Below are 25,129 nucleotides of genomic sequence, written 5' to 3'. Positions count from 1 at the left end.
TTGAGACACTCCGGATTCCGTGAGTCACAGCTAGTAAAAAAGTGATGTAAAGCAACGATATGGCTGAAAAACGTAACATCTTTTTGGTTGGCCCCATGGGGGCAGGTAAAAGTACCATTGGTAGGCAATTAGCCCGCGAACTCCACCTCGAATTTTTCGACTCAGATGCAGAAATCGAACGTCGTACCGGCGCCGATATTGCGTGGGTCTTTGAATTAGAAGGTGAAGAAGGGTTTCGCCTGCGCGAAGAAAAAGTCATCGAAGAGCTGACCGAAAATACCGGCATCGTACTGGCAACGGGTGGTGGCTCCATTTTGAGCAAGGAGAGCCGTAACCGTCTCTCTGCTCGTGGCATCGTTGTCTACCTGCAAACCACTATTGAAAAGCAATTAGCTCGCACGCAGCGTGACAAACGCCGGCCACTTATTGCTGAAGCCGATAACCCACGCGAAGTTCTGGAAACTTTGGCTGATTCGCGCAACGCGTTGTACGAAGAAATTGCAGACGTTGTGGTTCGCACCGATGACCAAAGTGCCAAGTACGTAGTAGATCAAATTATCGCGAAGGTTGGTTTATAATCACGTTTTAACGCCAGTCTAGGAGGCGCTCATGAGTCTGCAAAAGCACCACGTTCGCGTCGGTTTGCCCCAGCAACATGAGCGCAGCTACTCCATCCATATCGGTGCCGGATTGCTCACGGCATTCACCGATCTCATCGCTCCGCGAACACTCCCAAAACAAGTTCTTATTCTCACAGATGCCAATGTGGGTCCGCTGTATGCGAACACCGTTCAACAGCAACTGGCTGACCGTACAGTGCTCGTGCACACCATCAATGTCGGTGAGCAAGCAAAGAGCTTAGCCAGTTTCACCGAAGTGATGACCACGCTTATTGAGCATAACTTTAACCGTGATTCCGCCATTATTGCGTTAGGCGGCGGAGTTGTCGGCGATCTTGCTGGCTTTGTCGCAGCAACATTCCAGCGCGGCGTCGATTTCTATCAAGTTCCGACTACGCTGCTGGCACAAGTTGATAGCTCTGTTGGCGGTAAAACAGCGGTCAATCACCCCGGCGGCAAGAACTTAATCGGTGCATTCTATCAACCGCAAGCCGTCATTATCGATACCAACTGCTTAGAAACCCTCACACCTCGAGATTTTGCCTGCGGATTAGCCGAAGTTGTTAAGTACGGAATCATCTACGACGCAGACTTTTTCAGCTGGCTTGAAGTCAATGCCCAAGCACTGCTGCAACGTGATGCCGAAACGCTCACCTATGCCATCGCTCGCAGTTGTGAAATCAAAGCCGAGATTGTTGCCGAAGACGAACAAGAACATGGTATTCGAGCACTACTCAATCTGGGTCATACGTTCGGACATGCCATTGAGGCAGCGGCGCATGCAAGCGGCGATTACAAGGCTTGGTTTCACGGTGAAGCAGTTGCGGCTGGCACCTTGATTGCCGCGCAATATATGCAGCAGCAAGGCGAATTTACTCATGCTGATGTCGCGCGTATCGAACGCCTTTTTAAGCAGTTTGAATTACCTATATATGCGCCCGAAATGCCACTAAGCCAGTGGCAGGGATATATGCAACGTGATAAAAAGGTGAAGGCAGGGAAGTTACGTTTAATACTCCCTACAGCTATCGGTCGCGCTGAAGTGCGAACGGTCACTGACTGGGATGCGGTGAGCCAAGCTATTTTGGCACGCAGCGCTCCTCAATAAGGCTTCATCATGAAAAAGAATCGCGCCTTCCTCAAATGGGCAGGCGGAAAATACAGCCTCATTGAACCGATCCGAGCATTGCTGCCCGACGGAAACAAGCTCATTGAGCCTTTTGTTGGTGCAGGATCTGTATTTCTGAATACCGATTATCCAGCTTACGTACTCAACGACGTCAACCCAGATTTGATAGAACTCTTTAAGATTGTCAAACGTCGTCCGCAGACTTTTATTACCGACGCGATGGAGTACTTTTCCGCGCGGAATAATAGCGCCAGTGCCTATTATGCGATGCGCACACAGTTCAATCGCACCTCTGATCCCTACGAGCGGTCATTGTTGTTTCTCTACCTGAACCGACATGGCTACAATGGTTTGTGCCGATACAACAGCTCTGGCTTATTTAACGTGCCTTTCGGACAATACAAACGGCCATACTTTCCGCATGAAGAAATTGAAGTATTTGCAGAGAAGGCTCAGCGCGCTACGTTTACCTGTATGAGTTTCGATAAGGTATTTCGACGCGCACGACGTGGCGATGTCATCTATTGTGATCCACCTTATGCACCGCTCACCGCAACCTCAAATTTTACCAGCTATGCTACCGGCGGCTTTAGTCTCGACCAGCAAAGCGACCTCGCGCGGCGCGCGGCAGATGCTGCGAACAAGCGCGGCATTCCAGTATTGATTAGTAACCATGATACTGAGCTGACGCAGTTGCTATATCATCGTGCGCAAATACAAACCCTGCAAGTGGCTCGATTTATTAGCCCCAAAGGCGATGGACGGCAACGTGTGGGTGAGCTATTAGCCCTGTATCAGCCGGCGCAGGATGCAGTTTCGAACGTAATTGATATGACTCCCAAATTGAAGAAGATGGCACCCTAATGTGGACTTGCAAAACATTTTCTGAGCTTTCTCTTGCCGAACTTTATGAGCTACTCAAGCTTCGTCAAGAAGTGTTCGTGGTTGAGCAAACGTGCCCCTACCTAGATGCCGACGGCAAAGATATGGATGCTTTGCACCTATGGAGTTCGGACGAACAAGGTATGACCGCTTACGCTCGCATTTTTCTGCCGAGCACAACAGAACCGTATGCGCGTATTGGGCGCGTTATTACTGCGGCAAGAGCACGCGGTCTCGGGCTTGGCCAAGAACTTATGCGTGCTGCTATTGGTCTCTGTAATGGGCGCGCTCCTGATGCTCCAATTCGTTTGGGTGCACAAGTTTATCTGAAGCGCTTTTATCGCAGCTTTGGTTTCGTTGAAATCGGTGAAGAATATCTCGAAGACGATATTCCCCATATCGATATGGAGCGTCCAGCGATTACAGACTTGGGCTCTCATGAGCGCTGATTTCAAACTAGAACCCACTCCGCAAGGGCTCGCACTTCGTTGGCTTACCGAGCCCAAAATGCTGCCATTGCGTATCGACTTTTGCGCTGGCGAACATGCTGCCCGCGCAGCTCGTGCAAGCATCAAGCAAGAAGCGATAGCGCGAGCGTGCGGTATGCACAAGCGCAAACAACTCCATATTCTCGATGGCACAGCAGGTTTGGGACGTGACGCACTCGTGCTGGCTGCCTTAGGTGCAACCGTCGGCCTGAATGAGCGCCAGCCCGAAGTAGCCGCGCTCTTGCAAGATGCTCTAGAACGTCTAACTCATTGTGATCCAGACCTTGCTCAACGCCTGTATTTTGCCGGCAGCGATTGTTTTTCTGCGACATATAAACCACGCGACCCCTTTGATGTGGTCTACTTAGACCCCATGTATCCGAAAGGCGACAAAGCCCAGCGCGCAGCCGTAAAGAAAGACATGCAAATGTTCCAGCAGTTGGTCGGCATCGACCAAGATGCCGATGACTTACTGGCGCCTGCGCTGGTCATTGCAACACAGCGCGTGGTGGTGAAACGACCGCAACATGCAAACTTTCTGGGTGGACGCAAACCCACCCATCAAATTATCAGTAAGAAACATCGTTTCGATGTTTACCTGACCACAACAACACCAGCCATGTAATTGGCGACAAGGAGTTTGAGAACATGATTAAGCAACAAGAACGTTTACCAGCAGGCACATTGACCGCATTGGGTGAGCTCGGACTCCAGCAGTTCAATCCTGCTGAAATTTTCGGTCAAGGTACGCACATTTTGTTCGCTGTGCCCGGCGCATTCACTCCAACTTGCTCTGAAAAACATCTGCCAGGTTATGTAGAGCATGCGAGTGCACTGAGAGATGCAGGTGTGCAGAGTATTGCCTGTGTTTCTGTGAATGATGCCTTTGTGATGAAGGCTTGGGGCAAACAGCTCAATGTTGGTGATAGCGTTATGTTATTAGCCGATGGCGATGGTGAGTATCACAAAGCATTAGGCTTGACCAAGAATACGGGCAGCTTCGGTGGCTTGCGTGCAGAGCGTTACGCCATGATTATTCATGATGGAGTTGTTACGGAACTCTTCGTTGAAGACGATGGTACTTTTGGCGTGAGCGGTGCAGAACACGTATTGGAAGCATTGAAAAAATAATGTCGACTGCGGTTGATGTGTTGATTATCGGTGCCGGCGCAGCAGGTTTACACTGCGCCGCAACTGCTGCTGCACGTGGTCATTCGGTAGTCGTGATCGATCATGCCAAGCAGGCCGGTAAGAAGATTCTTATCTCTGGCGGTGGCCGCTGTAATTTCACCAACATGTACACCAGCCCTGAGAATTTTCTCTCACAGAATCCGCACTTTTGTAAGTCTGCACTGAGCCGCTACACGCAATGGGATTTTATCGCACTGGTGCAAAAGCACGGTATTGCCTATCACGAGAAAACGCTCGGTCAGCTCTTTTGTGATGAGTCGGCAAAAGACATCGTACGGATGTTGATGGATGAGTGTGATGCTGCAGGCGCTCGCGTGCAGCTGCGCACTGAAGTGTTGGACGTCGCATATAGCGACGGTCGTTATCAGGTGAAAACATCCTCAGGATTAGTGAGCGCTCACAAACTTGTCGTAGCTTGTGGCGGTTTGTCTATGCCAAAGCTGGGCGCAACGCCACTTGGCTATCAGCTCGCAGAGCAGTTCGGCCACAGTATCATTCCCGTCCGCGCCGGTTTAGTGCCGTTCACCTTGCATGACACAGACAAAGAGCACTATGCCGAGCTATCCGGCTTAGCAGTCGATGTGGTTGCCGAGAATGATCGCGCTAGCTTCAAAGAAGCCATGTTGTTCACACACCGAGGGCTATCAGGCCCAGCCATGCTGCAAATCTCGTCCTACTGGTTGCCAGGCGAGCCGCTGAGCGTGAATTTACGTCCTGCCGCTGATACCTATGCTGATCTTACCGAATTACGCCAGCAGCGCCCGCGTGTGGGCTTAAGAACCGTGATTCAAGAGTGGTTCCCGAAGCGTTTAGCACTCGCTTTATGCGAACAACAAGGCTGGCCGGATAAAAAGCTCGCTGACTGCAACAATACACTCTTATCTGAAGTGGCTGAAACGCTGCAGCAATGGCGCATCAAACCTAACGGCACTGAGGGCTATCGCACCGCCGAAGTCACCCTCGGCGGTGTCAACACCGACGAAGTCAGCTCCAAAACCATGGAAAGCAAACTTCAACCCGGCTTATTTTTCATCGGCGAAGTACTGGATGTCACCGGCTGGCTCGGTGGCTACAACTTCCAATGGGCGTGGAGCAGCGGCTACGCCTGTGGCCAAAGCGTTTAAGTTTCTTTATTCTTACGCTTGATCCCAACACCTGTCACAACAAAGTAGAGGCCAATCAATAGAATCATCACGGTGCCATTCGCTGGGTGACTGCCAATTTGCCAACTGATTGCAAGCATAGTGATAGCAAATGCTATGGCTGTAGTAACTTGTGGATTGCAGCGCAGAGAGGTTTTAATAGCTTTGAACATGATCTTAATCCTTGTTGGTCTATGACGGCTCGTCGACGTCGTCTTGAAAGATGTCTTCGATACGTAAATTGAAAAGTCGAGCTGCTTTAAATGCTAGCGGTAAACTCGGGTCAAACTTGCCTTTCTCAATCGCATTAATGGTCTGGCGAGAGACGCTCAATCGATCCGCGAGATCAGCCTGCGTCCAATCGCGTTCGGCGCGTAATACTTTGAGTCGATTCTTCATTGGTACTGCCTTACGCTCGCAATCAGCGCCACGATGTAAGTGAAGCCCATCAGCATCACCAAATGCGCAATTTCAGCGTCGCCTGAAATTAAATTCGTGGTATCTAAGTTGGCGTAAGCCAGACCACCAACCAACCCAATACCGAGCGTAATTCCCATCGCTTGCAACTGAATGCGCTGCTGTAGTTCGTCGGTGCTCATCAAATACACTTTGTTCGCCCATATCATGACCAATCCAAAGAGCAGATTGACCACTACCGCGACCCAAGTCAGCGTGACATTTTCCCCCCAAAGAAGGGTTGGACCAAAATTGACCAGTGCCATTGAAATCAGCCACGCAAAAGTCCACAGAGCCAAGCGCATGGTGTTCCGCTTGGTATTCTCACAGTAATCAGAGCCAGAATGTGTAGTCATTTTTCACCTCATTGATGTCAAGCTTGCTTTACTTTTAGCTGACACATTAATCAATGTCAAGCCAACTTGTCATAATGTCTGATTATATTTACCTAGATTATGATTGGGTCTGGTCACCTTTGAGGGTGTTGAGGCATAATTCATGGGAAATAAATAACTAGAAATTACACGAGCCGAAGAGCAGGAATAATGAAATTAACTATAGATATCAGCAAGTACCCTCTGGCGGATGACTACATTGAGCCCATCAAGGGGTTTATCGAAAAGCTGAACGAGCACTTGAGTGTGCATAAAGACGTAAAAGTCATCACTAATACACTCAGCACCCAAGTATTTGGTGACTATGACGCTGTGATGCAAGCATTAAATGATTGTATCAAGTGGTCTTTTGAACACTACGGTAAAGTCGTCTTTGTCGTGAAGTTCTTGCATGGCGATTTACGCCCGTAAGGTTCAGTTGAGTCAACTACGAGCGCGACGGGAGAGTTTGCGCTCGCCAGCAATTAACAGGTCTTTGTAACTACTGCCAACGTTTTTCGTGCAGCTGGCACCGCATGAAATACGACAATACTTCTCACCATCTACCGTTGAGATTAAGAGCTTATTTACCTCAGACTGCAGGCGATGTTCGACAAGCTCACAGTTTTCTTCGGGACTCATGATAAATACACCCATTTCATCGAGTCCCAAATAGCCAATCATATCGCTCTTGCGCAACGTTTGTGAAAGCTTGTTACCAATTTTACCAACCAGTTCCATGCGCTCGGATACCGATGATTCCCGTGTAAGCTCATCATAGTTGATGATTTTGATTAGAATAAAACAGCTATGAATGCCGAAAGGATAAAAGAAATCCAAATGTCGCTGAATTCGCTCCTCGAACCCACGCGCATTGAAGATATCCTGATGCTTACCCAGCATGCTCTCTTTTTCAATTTTGAGCTCGGCTTCCAATAACTTGACGATGCCATCATGTAATCGTTCATTGACGGTACTTGCCGGTCTTGGCTTTCGATCAAATACACAAAATGCACCAAACCGGTGCCCGCTTGGTCCATGAACCACTTGTCCGGCATAAAAACGGAGAAATGGCTCGCCAACCACCAACGGATTATCGCTAAATCGACGGTCGGTTCGTGCATCTTCTACAACCAAACGAGTTGTTGCCGCCATCACATGGGCACAAAATGACATCGACCGATCGACTCTTTTCGTTTGCAAACCGACTTTCGCTTTAAAATGCTGAGTATCCGCATCAATCAATGAAAAAACCGCCATTGGCATGGCAAACAGGCGCGCGGCCAGTTGCACAATTTGATCAAAACGACGTTCTGGTTGACTGCCATAAGCACTCGATTGGCTCACCAGTGCTAATCGCTCGGACTCGTAATGTTGATAGTAGTCTCGCAACCACGGCAACACCTCTGCCGGCGGCATTGGGCGACCAAAATGAAAGCCTTGATATTCATCGCAGCCGCAACGTCCTAAAAATTCTACTGCGCTTTCGTCCTCGACACCTTCAGCGACCGCTACCATCTCTAGGCTGTGTGCTAAATCAATGATTGAACGCACCACTTCTCGCGATTCCGACATGTCACCCACAGACATCACGAATGATTTATCGATCTTAATTTCGGTAAATGGCAGACGAACGAGCTGAAGCATTGAAGAGTAACCCGTTCCAAAGTCGTCAATGGACAGGTGAAATCCATAAAGCCGCAAACGTGTAATAACCTCTAAACCGACACTGCGTTCGGTCATTGCCGATGTTTCAGTGATCTCCAGAATTATCGACGCCGGCTTAACACTATAACGTTCGCACAGCTGTTGCATGTATTCTGGAAACTCAGCATCATCCAAGAGCAACGCAGACAAGTTCATTGATAACTGCAAATCGTTCAAGTCAACGAGCCCCGGTATCAACTTATTCGAGTCTTTTCGGAATTCGACGAACCAAGCTAATGCTTGCTCAAATATGTACTGCGTCAATTGACCGATGTAGCCATGCTCTTCTGCCAGTTGAATAAAATAGTCAGGGGCTATTTTGCCAAGAACCGGATGTTCCCAGCGCGCTAACACCTCGAATCCAGTCACGACCTTGCTTGAGGCGCTAATACGTGGCTGCAACGCGAAGGTAAGTTCATGCTCCTGCATGGCGCGGAGTATTTCAGAGCTTTCTGGTAAGCGCATCGCCGAATCAAACGTCGGTGCTTCTATTTTGCTACGTATAGGATCAGCGTGAATGAGTTCTAGCAATTGCGCCATTCTGAAGGGTTTAGTCAATGCGCCGAGGACTTGAATGCCGCGTTCCTGTGCAGCACTTGCCGCAGTCGCCAGTACTCGGTCACTCGCTCCGCTGACCAAAATCAAGCGACAATTTGGCGCATCTTCATGCAATTGTGCCAACACGGTTACCCCGTCGGCTCCCGGTAGCATCAAATCAAGAACCAATAAATCCGGTTTAAAGCTGTCGAGAGTTGCGGAAAAATCTACCGTAGATGCGAGCGTTTGTACTTGGTAATCGTGCGACTCCAAGAGGCTCTGCAGACTCTCACTAATTGCTTTATCATCATCAACTATGAGGATTCTCGTGATCATTCGTCATCTCTCTCTAACTGCGGTTGTGCAATTGCGGTAAGCGCATCGATGATGCTCTGCAATTGAACCGGTTTTAAGACGATGTGATCGACACCATCGGCAAGTAATTGAGTCCGTTCCCGTTCTTCTAAATAACCCGTCATTAAAATAACTTTCAGTTGCGGATTTAGACGCTTCGCAGCAAGCGTCAATTCACGACCTGATTGACCTTTCATAACAAGATCAGTGATCAAATAATGCACACTTTTGGCATTCTGCTCAAGATAAGAATACGCACTATCTGCAGAACTAAACGCCGATGCTGACCAGCCTCGAGAATTGAGAAGTTGGGTCAAAGCACGCATTAATATTGAATCATCATCAACTACGACAATATCTCCACGGGGAATCGTAAGGTCCAGCGCAACCGTCGTCATGCTATCGTCTGGACGGGGAGTTGTTAACGGTAGTCGAACAATAAATTCCGTACCTGATTCGTGCGTGCTCGATGCAAATGAATCAAAATCGACTTCACCGTCATGTAATTCGACTATTCGCTTTACAATCGCTAGTCCGAGCCCAATACCTCGCGTGTCAGTCGCGACAAATGGCTCGAATACCCGACCTCGCAGCGAACTCGCAATACCATCACCATAATCACGCACTCGAATGACTGCGCACGGTTGATCTGGCTGGTGTCTGAAATGACCTTTTTCAATCCGCACTTCAATTGGGAGAGCGCTCTGACTTCTCTGATTCGCTTTAAATGCATTACTCAGTAGGTTCATAATCAGTTGCTGCAATTGCGAGCGATTGCCTAATACCCAAACCTCTGGATCTGCCTCCACTAATCGGACCTTGTCCGGTGCTTGTCCCACTGCAACCAATACCATGGAATCTTGCACCACACGCGCGATATCAACCGCAACCGCATCATCGTTCTCTTCTCGCGAGAACAGCAATATTTGTTTTACAAGTTGTCCAGCATGCGTTGCCGCCTCTTCAATTTGTTGCAGGGTAACGGTCAATTGCTGACGCTGCTGTAGGTTCTCGATTCGTTTTACCCGAGTTTCTAATAACTCAGCATTCAAAATAATGCCGCTCAGCAAGTTATTAAAATCATGAACAACACCACTGGTTAAGATTCCTAAGGAACGCAGGCGTTGCGTTTGCTGGAGTTGTCGATACAAGTCTTCAATTTCAGTCCTATCGAGAATCATCGCAATGCGATAGGCAATTTCTCCAGCGTCATTTAAGACCGCACTCACGGTCACGATAACGGGAACATCATGACCCGCGCTGTGCAGCATATTGCCAGAATAATTCACAGTCTCACCGCGACCGACACGCGCAACGACATCAACTAACTTCGCCTGAGTCGTCGCATCAAGATAATCGCGAACCTTAGTGCCAATTAATTCTTCGGGAGTTCGTCCAAGTAGATTCGCAAAATATGGATTGGAGCGAATAATTGTCGGATCGGTCTGTCCCGACATTGCGATACCGATTTTTGCTTTGTCGAAAATTTCCTTCCAAATTTGGAGCTCCGTATTCATGGCTTGTTGTTCGTCAAAAGCTGTATTGATAGCGCCCACAAATCGTTGAAAAGCACGAGATAGCTTCCTAATTTCCAGCGGAGTCATATGACCCGTTGGCAATACTGGTGCATCAATATGCCGAAGTTCAGCCTGCTGACTGGCGGCATCCATTTCCGCGGCCATTTTTGACAGTGGACGAACCACCAATCGGGCGATGAAGTAAAACGCCAGCACACCGAGTGCGGCGATTGATGCACTGAGTAACGCATTGGTGCGCAGCGCTTGCCGCATCGGCTCTAAGGTTTGTGCAGTATCGATAAGAGCAACAAAGTACCAGTTTGTTGATTCATCTAATGGGATCGCCGTTACTGTCAATTGATAGTTTTTTTCTGCTACTTGGATTTCATTTTGACTGGCGTCGTCAAATGCCTCACAGGGTTGCTCTGGTTGCTGACAAAATAATGTCAGTTGTCTATTCGAAGCGGTAACAAGTTGTTGATTTTGATCGAGCAGAATGCCTTCACCTGGGAACGCGACCACGAGTCGCGCCAGCTCTTGCTGCAACTGAGTATTGTAGAGGTTGAGCGAGATCACCACCTTCTGATCAAACCAATTGTCGGGTAGGCGCACATTCAATGGCAGCGCGATGACGTTATAAGCGTAGTAAGGGAACGGCTCGTTCCAATACATTTTTAACGGCTGTTCGGTTTGCTCAAACCATGGTCGTGTCGCAACCCGAAAACCATCGCGGCTGGTACGCACGCGGACCGGCAATCCATCGCTATCAAGCTCCCAAAAATTGATAGTTTGGCGCTCATCGCTACTGTTGACCTCCATCAAGTCAAACCGCTGATTGTCAAGGCGCACGTAGCCAAGCAAAGCATTGTCTTCGGTTCCCAAAAATATTCCATTGAGGCGCGGATTTGAGCGGATCACATCATAAAAATAGTTGGCATAACGGGATTTCCAATCACCGTCTCTTGGTATTTCCTCTAATTCAAGCAACGTGAGTGTCAACATGCTTTCATAAGCTGCGGTGAGATCAGCAATACGATCGGAGACTTGACGCGTTTGGAGGTCAGTTAATGTCGAGGAGTAAGCCTGCAGAGCCTTATCATTTTCTTTGAGGCCATAGGTATACTGAATCCAAATTTCTACCGCCAATAGGAAAACGACGGCGACTATGAGCAATCGCGGTAAACTGATTCGCATTGATTCAGTAGATTGCAGTATGGGCAACGTGAGGCCTTCACTGAACGGACAGTATCTCAAGTATAATTCGATTCTGTCTAAATAATAGTCAAGCCGGTAAAAATATTTCCCTGCAGAATCTGTTAGGATAGAGACAGCTTTCAAATGGAGTCGGTCTATGTTGTACCAACAACCGCAACAGCTAAAAACGACGCAAGGAAAAACTCGTCTCGTTGGGTTTGAATTAGAATTTGCTGGATTAGATCTACAGCAGACCATAGACGTTTTAAAGCAATCCTTTCAGTTGGATGAAAGTTCATCACACGCGGCAATGGCTGAGCTTCACCACAGTGATCTTGGGACTTTTCGCGTTGAGATCGATTGGAGTTATCTGCAGCGCCACGCCGCTGAAGCTAAAGATACCGATATGGAGGCGTTATGGAACTCCATAAGCAATGCGGCAACCACGGTTGTCCCTATCGAAATTGTCTGCCCACCCATCGCCATTGATACTCTTGATATCTTAGACGGCCTCGTGAATAACTTACGTGAAGCAGGCGCAAAAGGTACTCGTGAATCGATGCTCGCTGCCTATGGAACCCATATCAATGTGGAGTATCCGTCGACCGATTCGGTGCATGCTTACTTACAGGCGTTTGGCCTATTGCAGTGGTGGCTGGTTGAAGCCCATCATGTGAATAATACGCGCAAGCTAAGTCCCTACATTGATTTATATCCCGAAGACTATGTACGGCGCATCCTCAAACAGAGTGAACCTGACATTAATCAAGTGATTGATGACTATTTGGCGGCGAATCCGAGTCGCAATCGGGCGCTCGATATGCTGCCCGCATTCATGGATTTGGATGAGCAACGGGTGCGCGCAGCAATTGATGATGAAAAGGTGAATGCACGTCCCACTTTCCATTATCGATTGCCCGATTGTCGTATTGCCGATGCGAAGTGGTCATTAGCAAAAGAGTGGAACTTGTGGTGTGTGGTTGAGCGCTTAGCAAACGATGCAGAAAGTCTCGATGAACTCGCCGAGCAGTTCCTCGATGCCCACCGACCACTATTGGGTGTGAATCGAACGGATTGGGTGAAGGTAATTCAGGCATGGCACGACCGTTTATAGGCGTAACTGGGGCCGGCAAACGCTGGTCGCCAAGTTGGTGGTGTTGTCGGCTTGCTATTTGGTTAGTAGGAGGGCGTGCAGTTCGAATTAGTGTGCGGCACCAACCACCCGAGTCAGTTAAATTTGCGGCCATGGTGATTAGTGGTGGTAGTGACATTTCACCGGAGCACTATGGCGGTGAAATTACCGCGCCAGTGAAACATGATCCGGACCGTGACGAGCTCGAGATGCGTTGGATCCGACACGCCATGCGAGACCAGACACCACTATTAGGGATCTGTCGCGGCGCACAGTTGATCAATGTGGTGCGCGGCGGCAACCTCCATCAAGATATTCGTGCCATTCGATCGCGCACCTACAACAGACCTGGGCTCCTGCCGACTAAACAAGTTTTTGTGGAGCCACACTCGCAATTGGCCTCAATTGTGGGGAAAACGAAGTTACGAGTGAATAGTCTGCACCACCAAGCAGTGCGCGATACTGGCAGAAATTTGACTGTCGTGGCAAAAGATTTAGACGACATTCCACAAGCCATCGAATGCCCACACAGCGAGGCAATGATTGGAGTGCAATGGCATCCGGAATATCTATTCTACGTACCCGCACAGTTGCGAATTTTTGGTTGGTTATTGCGCTGCGCTCGGCGTGAATTGTAGCTTGGGGGATTGCAGTATGGCACTCGCTGCTGCAGCAGCCCAGAGGGTACAAGCTTCTCCCGACGGATGATAGCCATCACTCGCCAGATAGCGTGGGTGAAAAGGGATATCAAATTTCAATATCTCGCAAGTCTCAAAATCCTGACAATGCTGCTCCAAAACTCTATTTAAGTTATGCGCTTGTTCACCAACGAACCAGCGTAACGGCTGGGGTAATGCGGTGAAGCGATGCATTGGCGGAACTGCAGAGAAGAGTACTAATTTTGCTTGATGCCGTTTGACCAACTCGTTGGTCAACACCTCAAGATCCCAGCGCCATTGTGCGATAGGCGTTCGCCGTGTGACATCATTGACACCCACAGACACCAGTACAACATCGAATGGTTCGTCCGCATGCTGCAGTAAGAGCTCATGAACACCGGCACAAGTAAGACTGCTTTGTGCAATCAAGCGCCAGCGCACGGTGCCACGAGATTGTAATTGATGTACCAGCTGACCGGTTATTGCGTCAGATTGTGTCGCGCAACCTACGCCGGCGGCAGCAGAATCACCAAGAATCAGCACACTAAGATCACTCGCCTCAACCGTATTGAAACGCTCACCTTTGGCCTCGGGCAATCTAACCGTATCGCGTCGAGCACGATTGCCTTGTCTAATCAGCCAAGGTGCCAGCGGAATCATGGCGATTTTCGCGAGCCAACTCATAGAGTGTTTGCTTCCGCTGTAAATAATAGGTGCTGTAATTCGGCCAACGTTGAAACTTCGAAATGTGGGTCAATACCTCGAGGCCTAGGCGCGCCATGATGATTCAACCAACAGGTATGAATGCCAGCATTAATTCCACCCTGAATATCAGAGTGTGGGTTATCCCCGACCATTAACACACGGTCGCGCGGTGGTTGCTCCATTTCGGCGAAAGCATGCTCAAAGATATCGATATGTGGCTTGGCAATGCCTACCTCTTCTGAAATCACCAATACATCAACCCAGGCGTCGAAGCCAGTGCGACGCAACCGCACATGCTGAAGCTCCGTAAAACCATTAGTGATAATACCGATATTGACATGAGGTTTAATGGCATGCACAAGCTCGCGCGCGCCAGGTAAAGGTTCACAGATATCAGCCATGGCTTGCAGAAACTGGCTATTGAGCTGCTCAGAACTCACCTGCAGACGATCAGCCCACGCGTCGAACCTGCGCGTCTGTAATGTATATGCATCAATCTCGGCGGCTTGATAAGCATCCCACAACGGCTTATTCAGTTGTTGATAAGTATCATAATCGGCACGAGTGAACACAACTGAGTAACGTTGAAACATCTTTTGCAGGCCTGCAAAGGCGTCAAAGTGAAACAGCGTGTCGTCAGCGTCGAAAAGGAGCCAGTCGTAGTTTGCAATCATTGCTTTGCCATTTAATTTAGATTCAGCTAGCTTATGAACTTGTTCGCCACTCTACAAGGACTAGTTTATGAAACATCTACTGATCGTTTTGGTGGGTTTACTGAGCATCAACACTGCGGTCGCTGAACCTGGTCAACTCTTTACTCTGGACGTGAAGTTGTCGCACCAGAATGAGCTTTTTGCCGAGCCCTCTATCATGCTGGAGGCAGGGAAAACCGGTGAGATTGCGATTAATGGTACCCGCGCCTTTACGCTCAAGCTAACAGTTGACGAGCAAGCGGATAACACCGTCAAGATCACCTCAACGTTGGATAGTGTTTATGGCGAAATGGCCCCAGTCGTGGTTGCGAAACTCAACGAAACAGCAACGGTCTCGATTGGCGATTTAGCCATTGCTCTAAACGTTAGAAAAGCTAATCTTTAATGCATATCTGGGTCGATGCGGATGCGTGTCCGACGGTCATCAAAGACATTTTGTATCGCGCCGCAGAACGCAAGCAGCTGCAGCTCACTTTGGTCGCTAACCAGCCACTTCGAGTTCCGCCTTCGCCCTATATTAATACCCTCACGGTAACCAGCGGCTTTGATGTTGCTGACAACGAAATCGTTGAACGTTGCCAAGCAGGTGACCTGGTGATTACCAGTGATATCCCCTTAGCTGCCGACGTATTGAAAAAGGGCGCGCACGCGCTCAGCCCGCGCGGTGAGCGCTATACCAAAGACACCATTGGTGCTCGACTTAACGTCCGCGATTTCATGGATACGATGCGGGCAAGCGGTGTGCAAAGCGGAGGTCCACCGCCACTCAATCAGCGTGATAGGATGCAATTCGCCAACCATCTAGACTCGCTCCTTGCCAACGTAAAGAAAGCGTAAGTGCTTGACATATTTGATTTATTTGGATTTATGGTCTTTACTTAGGACACACTTTCGACACGGAGAAAGATTATGTTACGTTGGGCACTTATCTTTTTAGTCGTAGCGCTCATTGCGGGCGTACTCGGGTTTGGCGGGATTGCCGGCACGGCGGCCGGCATCGCTAAAATCATCTTTTACATCTTCATTATTCTATTGCTCATTTCGCTCATCTCTGGAGCGTTAAAAGGTCGAGGACCTCGAGCCTAGTCGTTACATATTTACTCGCTGACGGAGCGATTTGAGCTCCTCAGCGAGATTCTCATCTTCACCTGCATCAATCACTTGAACCAACTGCTGCGCATCACTCTTGCGGTCAGCCAACAAATAGAGAGCCGCCAAACGAGCTTGCGCCCACTCTTTTCCCGGCACGTTGTCGGTCAATTCTCGTTGTTGGTAGTCTTCAAGTGCACGAATACCATCTGCAACTCGCTGTTCACTGAACAATGCTGTGCGCCCTATTTGGTACAAACAATTTAGTTCAACACTCGTTGCTGCTTCAGTTTCAATATCGGTTGTTAAACAGGTATCGAAATGTGCGTAGGCTTGATCAAAGCTCTTCCGTTCCTGCGCAATTAAGCCAGCCCGAAAATGAAAGTCTGGGTGCTCAGCAAATTCCTCTAGGCCGCGCTGCAAAGTAGCTTGGAACTTCGCGTCATCTTCCTCAACTTGCCAGTAGGTCAATTCCATTTGCAGCGCCGCTTTGCTATCAAATTCGCGCATCGCCTCAATGTGTTGCCATGCTAATTCCATATCACCACCGGCAATGCCAGGCGCGGCCATGTAGAAACTAATCAAGCCTTGGCGATATTGTACCGAAGCGGGTTCCAGTTCCACCGCACGTTGAAAACTACTGAGTGATTTTTTGGCATAACCAAGAGCAGAAAATATGCTGTCGGAAGCTTGCATTCCCATAATCGCGCCTCGCATAAAATGCGCTTCGGCATGATCGGGATGTTCCTTCACGAAATCTTCGATAAATTCTTCGGCATCATCGAGACCACCGGCCATGACTTCATTCAGTGGTGGCAATACCGGTGAAGTACTAGCAACTGCGGGCAGAGCCAGTATAGTGGCTAACAACAAGGCAACTAAACGCATAACGACTTTCCATATCTGATCTTGATTGAGAATACAGACCAGCTTAGTTTGTAATTAGTTCGGCAACGAGTGACAAAAGTCACTATTTTGTTAATTATTATGTCGAGTAACCTAAATGACTGTGCAACTCGTTCTTACAACACCATGACTGAGTTCTTGCGTATTATGCTTTGGCGCAGCATCGCTGTTATGGCGGTCGTGCTCGGTTTGATTGGCGCAGTACTGCCGATTATGCCAACGGTGCCCTTTTTGTTGGTCGCTGCATGGGCTGGAGGTAAAGGCTGGCCTGTCATTGAACAAAAACTATTGGCTCACCCCAAATATGGCCCACAAATTCTCGAGTGGCGCCGCTATGGTGTGGTGCGCCGCAAACCGAAAGTCATTGCTATTGTGATGATGAGTGGTAGCGCCATTATGTTGAGCTTCAGCATCGCTCCGCTGTGGGTTAAATTCACAGTAATAGGCATTATGGCCACGGTTGCTGTGTGGTTAATGACCCGACCCGAACATGCTCCTGGCAAGTCTGAGTGACACTCAATTGAAGTGGTCATACCGCGATTCTTTTTTAATCTATTTAACTTGTGTCCCTTTTTCAGTAACCTGATTCGACTGATTTATATTCCTTCGAATAAACCTGAGGTTGACGTATGGCTCGTCCACATTTTGATTGGCAAGACCCGTTTCAGTTCAGCGCGATGCTGACCGAAGAAGAACGTATGATTCGCGACACCGCTCACCAGTACTGCCAAGAGCGACTATTGCCGCGGGTACTGACGGCGAATCGGGAAGAACGTTTTGACCGCGAAATAATGAACGAGCTGGGCGAACTCGGTTTACTTGGCGCTACCTTGCCGGAGAAGTATGGCTGCTCTGAAGTCAACTACGTCTGTTATGGCCTCGTTGCGCGTGAAGTCGAACGTGTTGACAGCGGCTATCGCAGCGCGATGAGTGTTCAATCCTCACTGGTAATGCACCCTATTCACGAATACGGCACCGAAGAACAACGACAAAAATATTTACCCAAACTGGCCAGCGGTGAATGGGTTGGTTGCTTCGGATTAACCGAGCCGGATGCGGGCTCAGATCCTGCCGGCATGCGCACTACGGCCAAAAAAGTAGACGGTGGTTATGTGCTCAAAGGCAGCAAAATGTGGATCACCAATTCGCCAATTGCCGATGTATTCGTGGTGTGGGCGAAGCTGGATGGTGAGATCCGCGGTTTTGTGTTGGAAAAAGGCATGAAAGGATTAAGCGCGCCTAAAATTGAAGGCAAATTTTCACTACGCGCGTCTATTACTGGTGAAATCGTGATGGATAACGTCGAGGTCCCAGAGACAGCATTGTTACCGAACGTCTCAGGCTTAAAAGGTCCATTCGGTTGCTTAAACAAAGCGCGCTATGGCATTGCTTGGGGAGCCCTTGGCGCCGCTGAATTTTGTTGGCATGCGGCACGTCAATACACGTTAGACCGGCATCAATTTAATCGCCCGCTGGCTGCTACACAACTGGTTCAGAAGAAGCTCGCTGACATGCAGACTGATATTTCGATTGGCTTGCTCTCCTGTTTACAGGCTGGCCGTTTGATGGATGCTGGGCAATTACCCCCAGAAACGATTTCACTTATTAAACGTAATTCGTGTGGCAAAGCACTCGACATTGCTCGCATCGCCCGCGATATGCATGGCGGTAACGGTATTGCCGATGAATACCATGTCATTCGTCACGTGATGAACTTAGAAGCAGTGAATACCTACGAAGGAACACATGATGTGCACGCTCTGATTTTAGGTCGTGCTCAAACCGGTATCCAAGCTTTTAGCTAAGCTCAAAACCAGTTGCCAAGCCAACAAGGAGGCTGATATGGCTGCAGCAATGCACCCATGGCTGGTGGAGTTTATCCAGCGCATAGAACAACAACAACTACCCCATGCGCAAGCGGCTGGAGCCGTGTTGACCGATGCGGAGCTCGTCGATTTATTTGATACGCAACTGTCGAGTCGTCTGCTGGACTTGCAGTCGCGTATTATGCAAGCGGCTGGCCAGAGTTTTTATACTATCGGCAGTGCGGGTCATGAGGGCAATGCGGCGGTCGCAAAAGCACTACGCGTGACTGACCCGGCGTTCCTGCACTATCGCAGTGGCGCTTTTTTCATTCAACGGGCAAAGCAGCGTCCAGGAACAACCCCCTTATACGACATGCTTCTGAGCTTTGCCGCGTCCAGTGATGAGCCCATTGCTGGGGGTCGTCACAAAGTACTCGGCAGTCTGGCACTCAATGTGCCACCGCAAACCAGTACTATTGCTTCTCATGTTCCCAAGGCGATGGGCACCGCCTTCGCAATTGGCTTGTCGAAACGCCTGCAGCATCAAGGCACATGGCCCCACGATGCCATCGCCTATGTGAGTTTCGGGGATGCCTCAGCGAATCATTCCACTGCTCTCGGCGCCATTAATTCAGCCAGTTGGGCTGCCTATCAGCAAATTCCAATGCCGCTATTGATGGTCTGTGAAGACAATGGTTTGGGCATTTCGACCCACACGCCGCAAGGCTGGATCCAGCAACAACTCAGTCAACGTCCGGCATTGAAATATTTCAGTGCCGATGGCAGCAACCTCGCTGAAACCTACCTGGTTGCTCGCGAGGCTGCGGCGTATGTTCGGGAAAAGCGTAAGCCAGCCATTCTGCATTTGCGTACAGTACGCTTGTTTGGTCATGCCGGTGCGGATGCAGAAGTGGCGTATCGGAGTAAGCAAGAGATCGCGCGTGATAGCGAACGTGATCCTCTACTCCATTCGGCCGCCGCATTGATCAGCCGCGGACTCTTCAGCGCCGCCGAATTAGTCACTCATGTGCAACAGCAACAACAACGTATTGCACGAATTGCTGCGGTTGCCGCACAACAACCAAAGTTGGAAACAGCTGAAGCGGTTATGGCATCCATTGTGCCTCCAGTACGTCAACAAGCACTTCCTGAGCTCCCTACTGAAGAGCGTCGAAAATCACTATTTCAGTGGGACAAACACAATGTTGGCAAGCCACAGCACTTAGCCAAAATGATCAACTGGGCTTTGCATGACTTGATGGCGCAGTATTCAAATATCGTCATGTGTGGTGAAGACATCGCCAAGAAAGGGGGTGTTTATCACGTCACGCAACACCTCATGGAGGCCTTTGGTCCAAACCGAGTTTTAAATACGGTATTGGATGAGCAGAGCATCTTGGGCTTAGCTATTGGTATGGCACAACAAGGCTTTATCGCCATGCCAGAAATACAGTTTCTGGCTTATGTGCACAACGCCGAAGACCAGATCCGTGGTGAAGCCGCAACCTTGTCATTCTTTTCTAACGGTCAGTACACCAATCCAATGGTGATTCGTATTGCTGGACTTGCCTATCAGCGTGGCTTTGGTGGACATTTTCACAACGACAATTCATTTGCTGTATTTCGTGATATTCCCGGAATCATCTTGCTCTGCCCGTCCAATGCGCGCGAGGGAGCTCTGCTTATGCGCCAAGCCGTGGCATTGGCTGCACGCGAACAGCGAATTGTCATTATGTTAGAGCCGATTGCACTCTATATGACCCGTGATTTACACCAAGAGGGCGATGGGGGTTGGTTATGCACCTACCCAGATCCAAGTGAAACTGTGCCTGAACTGGGTGAGCCCAGCGTGCATGGGAGCGGCAGTGATGTTGCCATAATTAGCTATGGCAATGGCTACTATTTGAGTCGCCAAGCCGCAGCGAAACTTGAGACCAACGGAATCAGCACGCGAGTACTGGATATTCGCTGTTTAGTTCCCTTACACGTTGACAAAATAGTGGCACAGCTTAAGGGTGTGAAGAAGATTGTTATCGTTGACGAGTGTCGCCGCCGTGGCTCGCTGAGCGAGGAATTAGTGACCGTATTACATGAACAACATCCGGGTCGCTTTAGCATCGCACGAGTGAATGCGGAGGATAGTTTTATTCCGCTTGGAAAGGCCGCCTATACGGTACTGCCATCGGTCGACCAGATCATGACAGCGGTGAAATCCCTACATCAACAAAAAGGAGCCGCATCATGAAGAAAACAGCACTCGTTGTTTGCCCTGGCCGCGGCACCTATAACAAGCCGGAGTTAGGCTCAATTTCGGCGAATATTGGCGAAAATAACCCGAAAATATCAAATTTTATCGACCAAGTTGATTCGGTTCGTCGTGAACTTGGACGCCCTACTGTGAGTGAATTGGATGGCATGGATCTTTACAAAAGCCGTGTCCATCAAGCGCCAGCAAACGCCGCCAGTCTAATTTATGCAGCGGGCTATGCCGACTATTTAGCGATTAATCGCGACCACTATGACGTTGTTGCTATTACCGGCAATTCTATGGGTTGGTATACCGCGATGGCCTGTGCTGACTGCTGGACTGCCGATACGAGCATGCGCTTGGTCAACAGCATGGCTGATTTGACCGCAGGTGGCGCTGGCGCGCAGTTTATCTATCCGTTGGTCAATCACGAATGGCAACTCGATCCAACATTAATGGCGCGGATCAACGAGCAGCTTCAACGCTTTGCGGGTGATCTCGCCATGTCCATTCGCTACGGTGGTTATGCCGTGCTGGCAGGCACTACAGCAGCATGCGAAGCGGCGATGCAAGCACTGCCAAGCATTGATGACCGCTTCCCGCTACTACTGCCAGGACATGCCGCATTTCATACCACCATGATGAATGAAGCTTCGCAAACAGCTTTGGCGACATGGCCAGCAGCTCTGTTCCGAGCACCGAGCGTGCCGATGATTGACGGCCGTGGTCATATCTGGCAGCAGCGTGTGACGAATCCCAGTGCCCTGCAGCAGTACACGTTAGGGCATCAAGTCACACAAACATATGACTTTAGTAAAGCGATTGAGGTGGGTGTGAAGGAGTTTGCGCCGGACCACATCATCTTGCTGGGTCCGGGCAGCGGGTTAGGCGGTGCCGTCGCACAATCGTTGATTGGCATTGGCTGGCGCGGATTACGGAGTAAAGCTGAGTTTGTTGCGCAGCAAGAATCCGAGCATCCTTTCGTGTTGGCTATGGGACTCCCAGAACAGCGTGCTCTGGTGACAAACTAGCTAGTTTGAAACCTGCTTCACGTACCGCATTTTTCCCTCGTGCAGTTAAGTCAGTCGTGAACTGAAATTGCTGCCGTGGGTCAATAGGATAACTTTTCAATTTATAGTGCGTTCCCCAAGGTTTCTCGCTGACCACGACGCTGATTGGTTTGGCTAACTGCACATAGGGGCTAGTCAGCGCAACATCCTCAAGTAAGTGCTTCACCGCATGAATATCGTGCTCTGGTGCGAGATAAAAATCGACCACACACATTAAGCTCGGACCGCCGTTATTCGCGTTATATATCAAACCGGTCCAGAGTTTTTGGTGAGGGATAAAGACGACTGTGTCGTCTGGAGTGACGATTTCAACAGCGCGCATACCCACATGCTTTACCTCACCGTATGCACCGTCTACTTCTATCCAATCACCGGGCCTATACGGTAACTCATAGACGGCATTAATGCCGGCCAGCAAACTGCTCACGTAGTCCTTCATTGCAAAACCGATGGCAATACCGACCGCGCTTAAAATCGCGATCATGTTTTGTACGTTTGGCTCAATCACCAACGGCACAATCCAGACTAACGCGAATACAAACACGACAACGCGGATGGTTGGAATAAATGCGAGGACCAACAAACGACGCTTCCCGAATAGATTGTCCGCCAGCCACGGCAATATACGCTGACTCAACCAGACGATTGCCGTCGCTACAGCAATGACCAATGCAATTTCAATGATCACATCGCTGGTCACCTGTTTAAATACATCCATGAATTTATCTTTGTCCATTACTTAACTCCCGCTGCGAGTCCTAAAACTGATCCAGCCAAAAACCACGACCGGCAAGCATGTCCCGAACCAACGGATATGCGGTTACAGCAACACGCCATTGATTATTTTTTGGTTCGATAATGTGGTGTGCAGCCAAATTGGCGAGTTGCACATTGCGTTGTGCAGCCGGAATGAGAGGCAAGACGCTTATCAATTGCTGCTCACTGAGGCCATGATGCAATAACAAGGAATGCAGAATAAAAGCAGTAAAATCGTTACAGTCTCGCGGCAATTCAGGTCGAGTTGGATTTTCTTGCTGTTGCAGCGCCCAAATTGCCATCGTAACACCTAGGTTTCCACGCGTTTCAGCGAGCAACTCCCGAGCTTGCTTAGTTCGTGCTTCAATACCAACTTGTTGGAGTAATTCTGGCGTTGCTGCGGCAAAACAGTATGAATGGGGGATCTCAAAGGTCCATGCGCGCTGGATAAACGCGAACGTCCAACTGTCACACACCACCAGACCTTTCCCGAAATCTCCACGCATGAGTGCAGCGAGTAGAGTCCGCAGGAATGTCATTCTTTGCGTGTCACGTAGCCAGTATGCAGAAAGCGTTGTTAGTACCCAGGGCTGGCCTTTTTTCGGGCCTTGCCATGCCGCTAGGCTATCCTGGCTTAAATTCTCGGCAGGTGGCGGTTCAGGTAACGTCCATTGCCGTTGTTTAGCCCAGTCACGCGCACATTGTCCCGCTCCGGAATATGGCGGGCTAATCAACCACCGTACCGAAGTCGCATTGTCGTCGTCGGCCCAATCACCGAAGGAGCTTTCTAAAGCAGCGACCGCTGGCGCACGGTCAAACTCGCGATAATGTGGAGCATCGTCCTGTTGACTGTCGTTTTGCTCACTTTTGGTGATACCAACAATTCGTTTAAACTTATCAAGCCCCTTTTGCATAATCGTGCGAGCAGGAGCGGACGGCAACTCAAACTCGTCGAAGGGGACCACTTGCCAATGATTTTCTGTGGCCATCTGCAATTTCCTTGCGCTGACACTTAAGCATTTCTTAAGTCTTCATGGATATCGTACACTGTAGTGACTATCGCACAAGTTAACCCTATTCATAAGGACTCAGCATGAAACCTAGTCAAAAAGGCTTACTTCGGGTTGTTCGCGCAACGGCAAACTCCATGCGTGGACTCAAAGCCGCTTGGCAGTCGGAAGCCGCCGTGCGTCAAGACTTCATGCTCTGTGCAGTGTTATTGGTTGTGGCGATCGTTTCGCCGGCGCGAGGCACCGAGCTTGCTTTATTGATCGGTAGTTTGTTGATACTCATCATTGTCGAATTGCTAAATTCGGCAGTTGAAGCAGCGATTGATCGCATTGGGCCTGAGCTGCATGAACTCAGCGGCAAAGCCAAAGATATCGCCTCAGCCGCTGTCATGTTCGCACTGATCAATATTCTAATCACATGGTTAGTGATTCTTGGTCCATGGTTATGGAGCCTGGTTACTTGACACTGCCTCACCATGATTTATTTTTGCGCGACCGACGGTATTAGCATCGGTACCAAACCAGAGGCTTTGACTCGCTTTATCAAACACCATATGGCGAATGGTGCCGCCGCCACTTTCCACCTCAAAAGGCTGCGTAAATTCTAGCGTTTTGGTGTTAAAGCCTACCAACCGGTTTGGTTGCACGCCGGTTTCTGCAAACCAGACATAATCATGGTCATCGACTGCCATGGCGTAAGGCATAGAGCGTGCCTCGGCGGGCGCTCGCCATTCATCTATCATTTCGGTTTCAGGGTTATAACGACCCACAAAACCGCCTACATAATCGACGTACCACAAATTCCCATCACTGGTGATGCCAATGCGACGTGGACGATTATTATCGCGCGGTAATTGGATTTCTTTAAGTTCGCCATTTGCGGTAATGGTCGCAAGTTTATTCGTGCCGAACAGCGTCAACCACGGCAAATCATTGTGGACAATCAATCCATAGGGGCGGGCACGATTGGTGGGAACGTCCCAGAGCTTGATCGTTTCGGTTTGAGCATCAAAATGACCGACCTGATTGGCGCCTTGTGCGGTAAACCAGATATCACCGTCACTGGTAAACTCCATGGTGTGGACATCGCGTCGGCCGTCACCGGGTAACATGTGCTTGGTAATGCTGTAGTCGTCTGGATCGATAAAGCCAATGTGCGCGGCCTTGTTACCCGCATACCAAGCGCCGCGATCATCCACAATGATGTTGTGCGGGCCAGCATTGTCTGGCAAATCGATACGCTTCATGTCACCCGTAGATGGCGTCAAAATAGCTGCGTAATGTGCTTGTTGCCCGACAAACCAAACCTCATCAGGTCCGGCGACATAGGGGTCACGCGGACGCGATTGTTCCCAAGGCACCTGCCACTCGGTAATTTCGACGGTAGCGGGTGCCTCAGCGGCAAGTAATAAAGCAAATGTCATTCCAAGCATAAATCCTCCTCG

29 protein-coding genes are annotated in these 25,129 nt (G+C 49.4%); 18 read left to right on the top strand and 11 right to left on the bottom strand.

Annotated elements, in window-relative coordinates; all coding sequences use genetic code 11:
• Positions 1-59: 59 nt before the first annotated feature.
• The 7 genes from aroK to CWE22_RS11185 are packed head-to-tail and all read left to right on the top strand — an operon-like array spanning position 60 to position 5,434.
• Positions 60-578, top strand: a complete 519-nt coding sequence (gene aroK / locus CWE22_RS11215) for a shikimate kinase AroK (protein ID WP_169931582.1) — start codon at positions 60-62, stop codon at positions 576-578.
• 31 nt (positions 579-609) lie between these two features.
• Positions 610-1,728, top strand: a complete 1,119-nt coding sequence (gene aroB / locus CWE22_RS11210; RefSeq protein ID WP_169931581.1) for a 3-dehydroquinate synthase — start codon at positions 610-612, stop codon at positions 1,726-1,728.
• Positions 1,729-1,737: 9 nt separating this feature from the next.
• Complete coding sequence (locus tag CWE22_RS11205; protein WP_169931580.1) at positions 1,738-2,613, top strand: Dam family site-specific DNA-(adenine-N6)-methyltransferase; 876 nt, start codon at positions 1,738-1,740, stop codon at positions 2,611-2,613.
• Entirely contained in the window at positions 2,613-3,080 is a 468-nt protein-coding gene (locus tag CWE22_RS11200; RefSeq protein WP_169931579.1) for a GNAT family N-acetyltransferase, read from the top strand. Before CWE22_RS11205 ends, CWE22_RS11200 begins: the two co-directional genes overlap by 1 nt.
• Positions 3,070-3,744 carry a class I SAM-dependent methyltransferase gene (locus tag CWE22_RS11195; RefSeq protein WP_169931578.1) on the top strand — a complete coding sequence of 225 codons (675 nt, stop codon included), beginning with the start codon at positions 3,070-3,072 and terminating at the stop codon, positions 3,742-3,744. The genes CWE22_RS11200 and CWE22_RS11195 overlap by 11 nt, the downstream gene beginning before the upstream one ends.
• 23 nt (positions 3,745-3,767) lie before the next feature.
• Positions 3,768-4,250: a peroxiredoxin gene (locus CWE22_RS11190; RefSeq protein ID WP_169931577.1), complete on the top strand. Its 483-nt coding sequence runs from the start codon at positions 3,768-3,770 to the stop codon at positions 4,248-4,250.
• Complete coding sequence (locus CWE22_RS11185; protein WP_169931576.1) at positions 4,250-5,434, top strand: BaiN/RdsA family NAD(P)/FAD-dependent oxidoreductase; 1,185 nt, start codon at positions 4,250-4,252, stop codon at positions 5,432-5,434. The genes CWE22_RS11190 and CWE22_RS11185 overlap by 1 nt, the downstream gene beginning before the upstream one ends.
• Here the strand turns inward: CWE22_RS11185 and CWE22_RS11180 are convergent.
• The 3 genes from CWE22_RS11180 to CWE22_RS11170 are packed head-to-tail and all read right to left on the bottom strand — an operon-like array spanning position 5,431 to position 6,264.
• Positions 5,431-5,625: a hypothetical protein gene (locus CWE22_RS11180; protein WP_169931575.1), complete on the bottom strand. Its 195-nt coding sequence runs from the start codon at positions 5,623-5,625 to the stop codon at positions 5,431-5,433. The two genes, CWE22_RS11185 and CWE22_RS11180, sit on opposite strands and share 4 nt — an antisense overlap.
• Positions 5,626-5,644: 19 nt before the next feature.
• Complete coding sequence (locus tag CWE22_RS11175) at positions 5,645-5,851, bottom strand: helix-turn-helix transcriptional regulator (protein WP_169931574.1); 207 nt, start codon at positions 5,849-5,851, stop codon at positions 5,645-5,647.
• The gene (locus tag CWE22_RS11170; protein WP_169931573.1) at positions 5,848-6,264 is read right to left on the bottom strand and encodes a hypothetical protein; all 417 of its coding nucleotides are present in this window, start codon (positions 6,262-6,264) and stop codon (positions 5,848-5,850) included. The genes CWE22_RS11175 and CWE22_RS11170 overlap by 4 nt, the downstream gene beginning before the upstream one ends.
• Positions 6,265-6,453: 189 nt before the next feature.
• On the opposite strand from CWE22_RS11170, the gene CWE22_RS11165 reads away from it, so the two are divergent.
• Positions 6,454-6,714, top strand: a complete 261-nt coding sequence (locus CWE22_RS11165) for a hypothetical protein (RefSeq protein WP_169931572.1) — start codon at positions 6,454-6,456, stop codon at positions 6,712-6,714.
• A gap of 12 nt (positions 6,715-6,726) precedes the next feature.
• Here CWE22_RS11165 and CWE22_RS11160 read toward each other — a convergent pair whose 3' ends face one another.
• Positions 6,727-8,862: an EAL domain-containing protein gene (locus tag CWE22_RS11160; protein WP_169931571.1), complete on the bottom strand. Its 2,136-nt coding sequence runs from the start codon at positions 8,860-8,862 to the stop codon at positions 6,727-6,729.
• Positions 8,859-11,591 (bottom strand): ATP-binding protein, encoded by a 2,733-nt coding sequence (locus tag CWE22_RS11155; protein WP_169931570.1) that lies wholly within the window; start codon positions 11,589-11,591, stop codon positions 8,859-8,861. The genes CWE22_RS11160 and CWE22_RS11155 overlap by 4 nt, the downstream gene beginning before the upstream one ends.
• Positions 11,592-11,748: 157 nt before the next feature.
• Here CWE22_RS11155 and CWE22_RS11150 point away from each other — a divergent pair, with 157 nt between their 5' ends.
• On the top strand, positions 11,749-12,705 hold the full coding sequence (locus CWE22_RS11150; RefSeq protein ID WP_169931569.1) for an amidoligase family protein: 957 nt from the start codon (positions 11,749-11,751) through the stop codon (positions 12,703-12,705).
• Positions 12,687-13,361, top strand: a complete 675-nt coding sequence (locus tag CWE22_RS11145) for a gamma-glutamyl-gamma-aminobutyrate hydrolase family protein (protein ID WP_169931568.1) — start codon at positions 12,687-12,689, stop codon at positions 13,359-13,361. The genes CWE22_RS11150 and CWE22_RS11145 overlap by 19 nt, the downstream gene beginning before the upstream one ends.
• Here the strand turns inward: CWE22_RS11145 and CWE22_RS11140 are convergent.
• Positions 13,332-14,066, bottom strand: a complete 735-nt coding sequence (locus tag CWE22_RS11140) for an SGNH/GDSL hydrolase family protein (protein WP_169931567.1) — start codon at positions 14,064-14,066, stop codon at positions 13,332-13,334. The two genes, CWE22_RS11145 and CWE22_RS11140, sit on opposite strands and share 30 nt — an antisense overlap.
• Complete coding sequence (gene yjjG, locus CWE22_RS11135; RefSeq protein WP_169931566.1) at positions 14,063-14,761, bottom strand: pyrimidine 5'-nucleotidase; 699 nt, start codon at positions 14,759-14,761, stop codon at positions 14,063-14,065. The genes CWE22_RS11140 and yjjG overlap by 4 nt, the downstream gene beginning before the upstream one ends.
• A 67-nt stretch (positions 14,762-14,828) precedes the next feature.
• On the opposite strand from yjjG, the gene CWE22_RS11130 reads away from it, so the two are divergent.
• The 3 genes from CWE22_RS11130 (at position 14,829) to CWE22_RS11120 (ending at position 15,886) form a co-directional block, all read left to right on the top strand.
• Positions 14,829-15,185, top strand: a complete 357-nt coding sequence (locus tag CWE22_RS11130) for a hypothetical protein (protein WP_169931565.1) — start codon at positions 14,829-14,831, stop codon at positions 15,183-15,185.
• Entirely contained in the window at positions 15,185-15,637 is a 453-nt protein-coding gene (locus tag CWE22_RS11125; RefSeq protein ID WP_169931564.1) for a YaiI/YqxD family protein, read from the top strand. Before CWE22_RS11130 ends, CWE22_RS11125 begins: the two co-directional genes overlap by 1 nt.
• A gap of 72 nt (positions 15,638-15,709) precedes the next feature.
• Positions 15,710-15,886 (top strand): DUF1328 domain-containing protein, encoded by a 177-nt coding sequence (locus tag CWE22_RS11120; RefSeq protein ID WP_169931563.1) that lies wholly within the window; start codon positions 15,710-15,712, stop codon positions 15,884-15,886.
• Between the two features lie 3 nt (positions 15,887-15,889).
• Here CWE22_RS11120 and CWE22_RS11115 read toward each other — a convergent pair whose 3' ends face one another.
• Positions 15,890-16,777 carry a tetratricopeptide repeat protein gene (locus tag CWE22_RS11115; RefSeq protein WP_169931562.1) on the bottom strand — a complete coding sequence of 296 codons (888 nt, stop codon included), beginning with the start codon at positions 16,775-16,777 and terminating at the stop codon, positions 15,890-15,892.
• A 99-nt stretch (positions 16,778-16,876) separates the two neighbouring features.
• Here CWE22_RS11115 and CWE22_RS11110 point away from each other — a divergent pair, with 99 nt between their 5' ends.
• The 4 genes from CWE22_RS11110 to CWE22_RS11095 all read left to right on the top strand — a co-directional run bounded on the left by CWE22_RS11110 (position 16,877) and on the right by CWE22_RS11095 (position 21,879).
• Entirely contained in the window at positions 16,877-17,308 is a 432-nt protein-coding gene (locus CWE22_RS11110; protein WP_244596066.1) for a YbaN family protein, read from the top strand.
• Positions 17,309-17,424: 116 nt separating this feature from the next.
• Complete coding sequence (locus tag CWE22_RS11105; protein WP_169931561.1) at positions 17,425-18,600, top strand: acyl-CoA dehydrogenase; 1,176 nt, start codon at positions 17,425-17,427, stop codon at positions 18,598-18,600.
• A 37-nt stretch (positions 18,601-18,637) separates the two neighbouring features.
• Positions 18,638-20,845, top strand: coding sequence for a thiamine pyrophosphate-dependent enzyme (locus CWE22_RS11100; RefSeq protein ID WP_169931560.1), 2,208 nt, complete (start codon positions 18,638-18,640; stop codon positions 20,843-20,845).
• The gene (locus CWE22_RS11095) at positions 20,842-21,879 is read left to right on the top strand and encodes a malonyl CoA-ACP transacylase (protein WP_169931559.1); all 1,038 of its coding nucleotides are present in this window, start codon (positions 20,842-20,844) and stop codon (positions 21,877-21,879) included. The genes CWE22_RS11100 and CWE22_RS11095 overlap by 4 nt, the downstream gene beginning before the upstream one ends.
• On the opposite strand, the gene CWE22_RS11090 is transcribed toward CWE22_RS11095, so the two are convergent.
• Complete coding sequence (locus CWE22_RS11090) at positions 21,839-22,654, bottom strand: mechanosensitive ion channel family protein (protein WP_169931558.1); 816 nt, start codon at positions 22,652-22,654, stop codon at positions 21,839-21,841. The two genes, CWE22_RS11095 and CWE22_RS11090, sit on opposite strands and share 41 nt — an antisense overlap.
• A 22-nt stretch (positions 22,655-22,676) precedes the next feature.
• The gene (locus tag CWE22_RS11085) at positions 22,677-23,663 is read right to left on the bottom strand and encodes a hypothetical protein (protein WP_169931557.1); all 987 of its coding nucleotides are present in this window, start codon (positions 23,661-23,663) and stop codon (positions 22,677-22,679) included.
• Between the two features lie 104 nt (positions 23,664-23,767).
• On the opposite strand from CWE22_RS11085, the gene CWE22_RS11080 reads away from it, so the two are divergent.
• Positions 23,768-24,148, top strand: coding sequence for a diacylglycerol kinase (locus CWE22_RS11080; protein ID WP_169931556.1), 381 nt, complete (start codon positions 23,768-23,770; stop codon positions 24,146-24,148).
• On the opposite strand, the gene CWE22_RS11075 is transcribed toward CWE22_RS11080, so the two are convergent.
• Positions 24,128-25,117, bottom strand: coding sequence for a Vgb family protein (locus CWE22_RS11075; protein ID WP_169931555.1), 990 nt, complete (start codon positions 25,115-25,117; stop codon positions 24,128-24,130). The two genes, CWE22_RS11080 and CWE22_RS11075, sit on opposite strands and share 21 nt — an antisense overlap.
• Between the last annotated feature and the right edge of the window lie 12 nt (positions 25,118-25,129).

The organism is Pseudidiomarina aestuarii, assembly GCF_003987355.1.
GTDB lineage: Bacteria > Pseudomonadota > Gammaproteobacteria > Enterobacterales > Alteromonadaceae > Pseudidiomarina > Pseudidiomarina aestuarii.
Note: the sequence above shows the minus strand (reverse complement) of the source record. Positions and strands in the feature narration are given on the sequence as shown.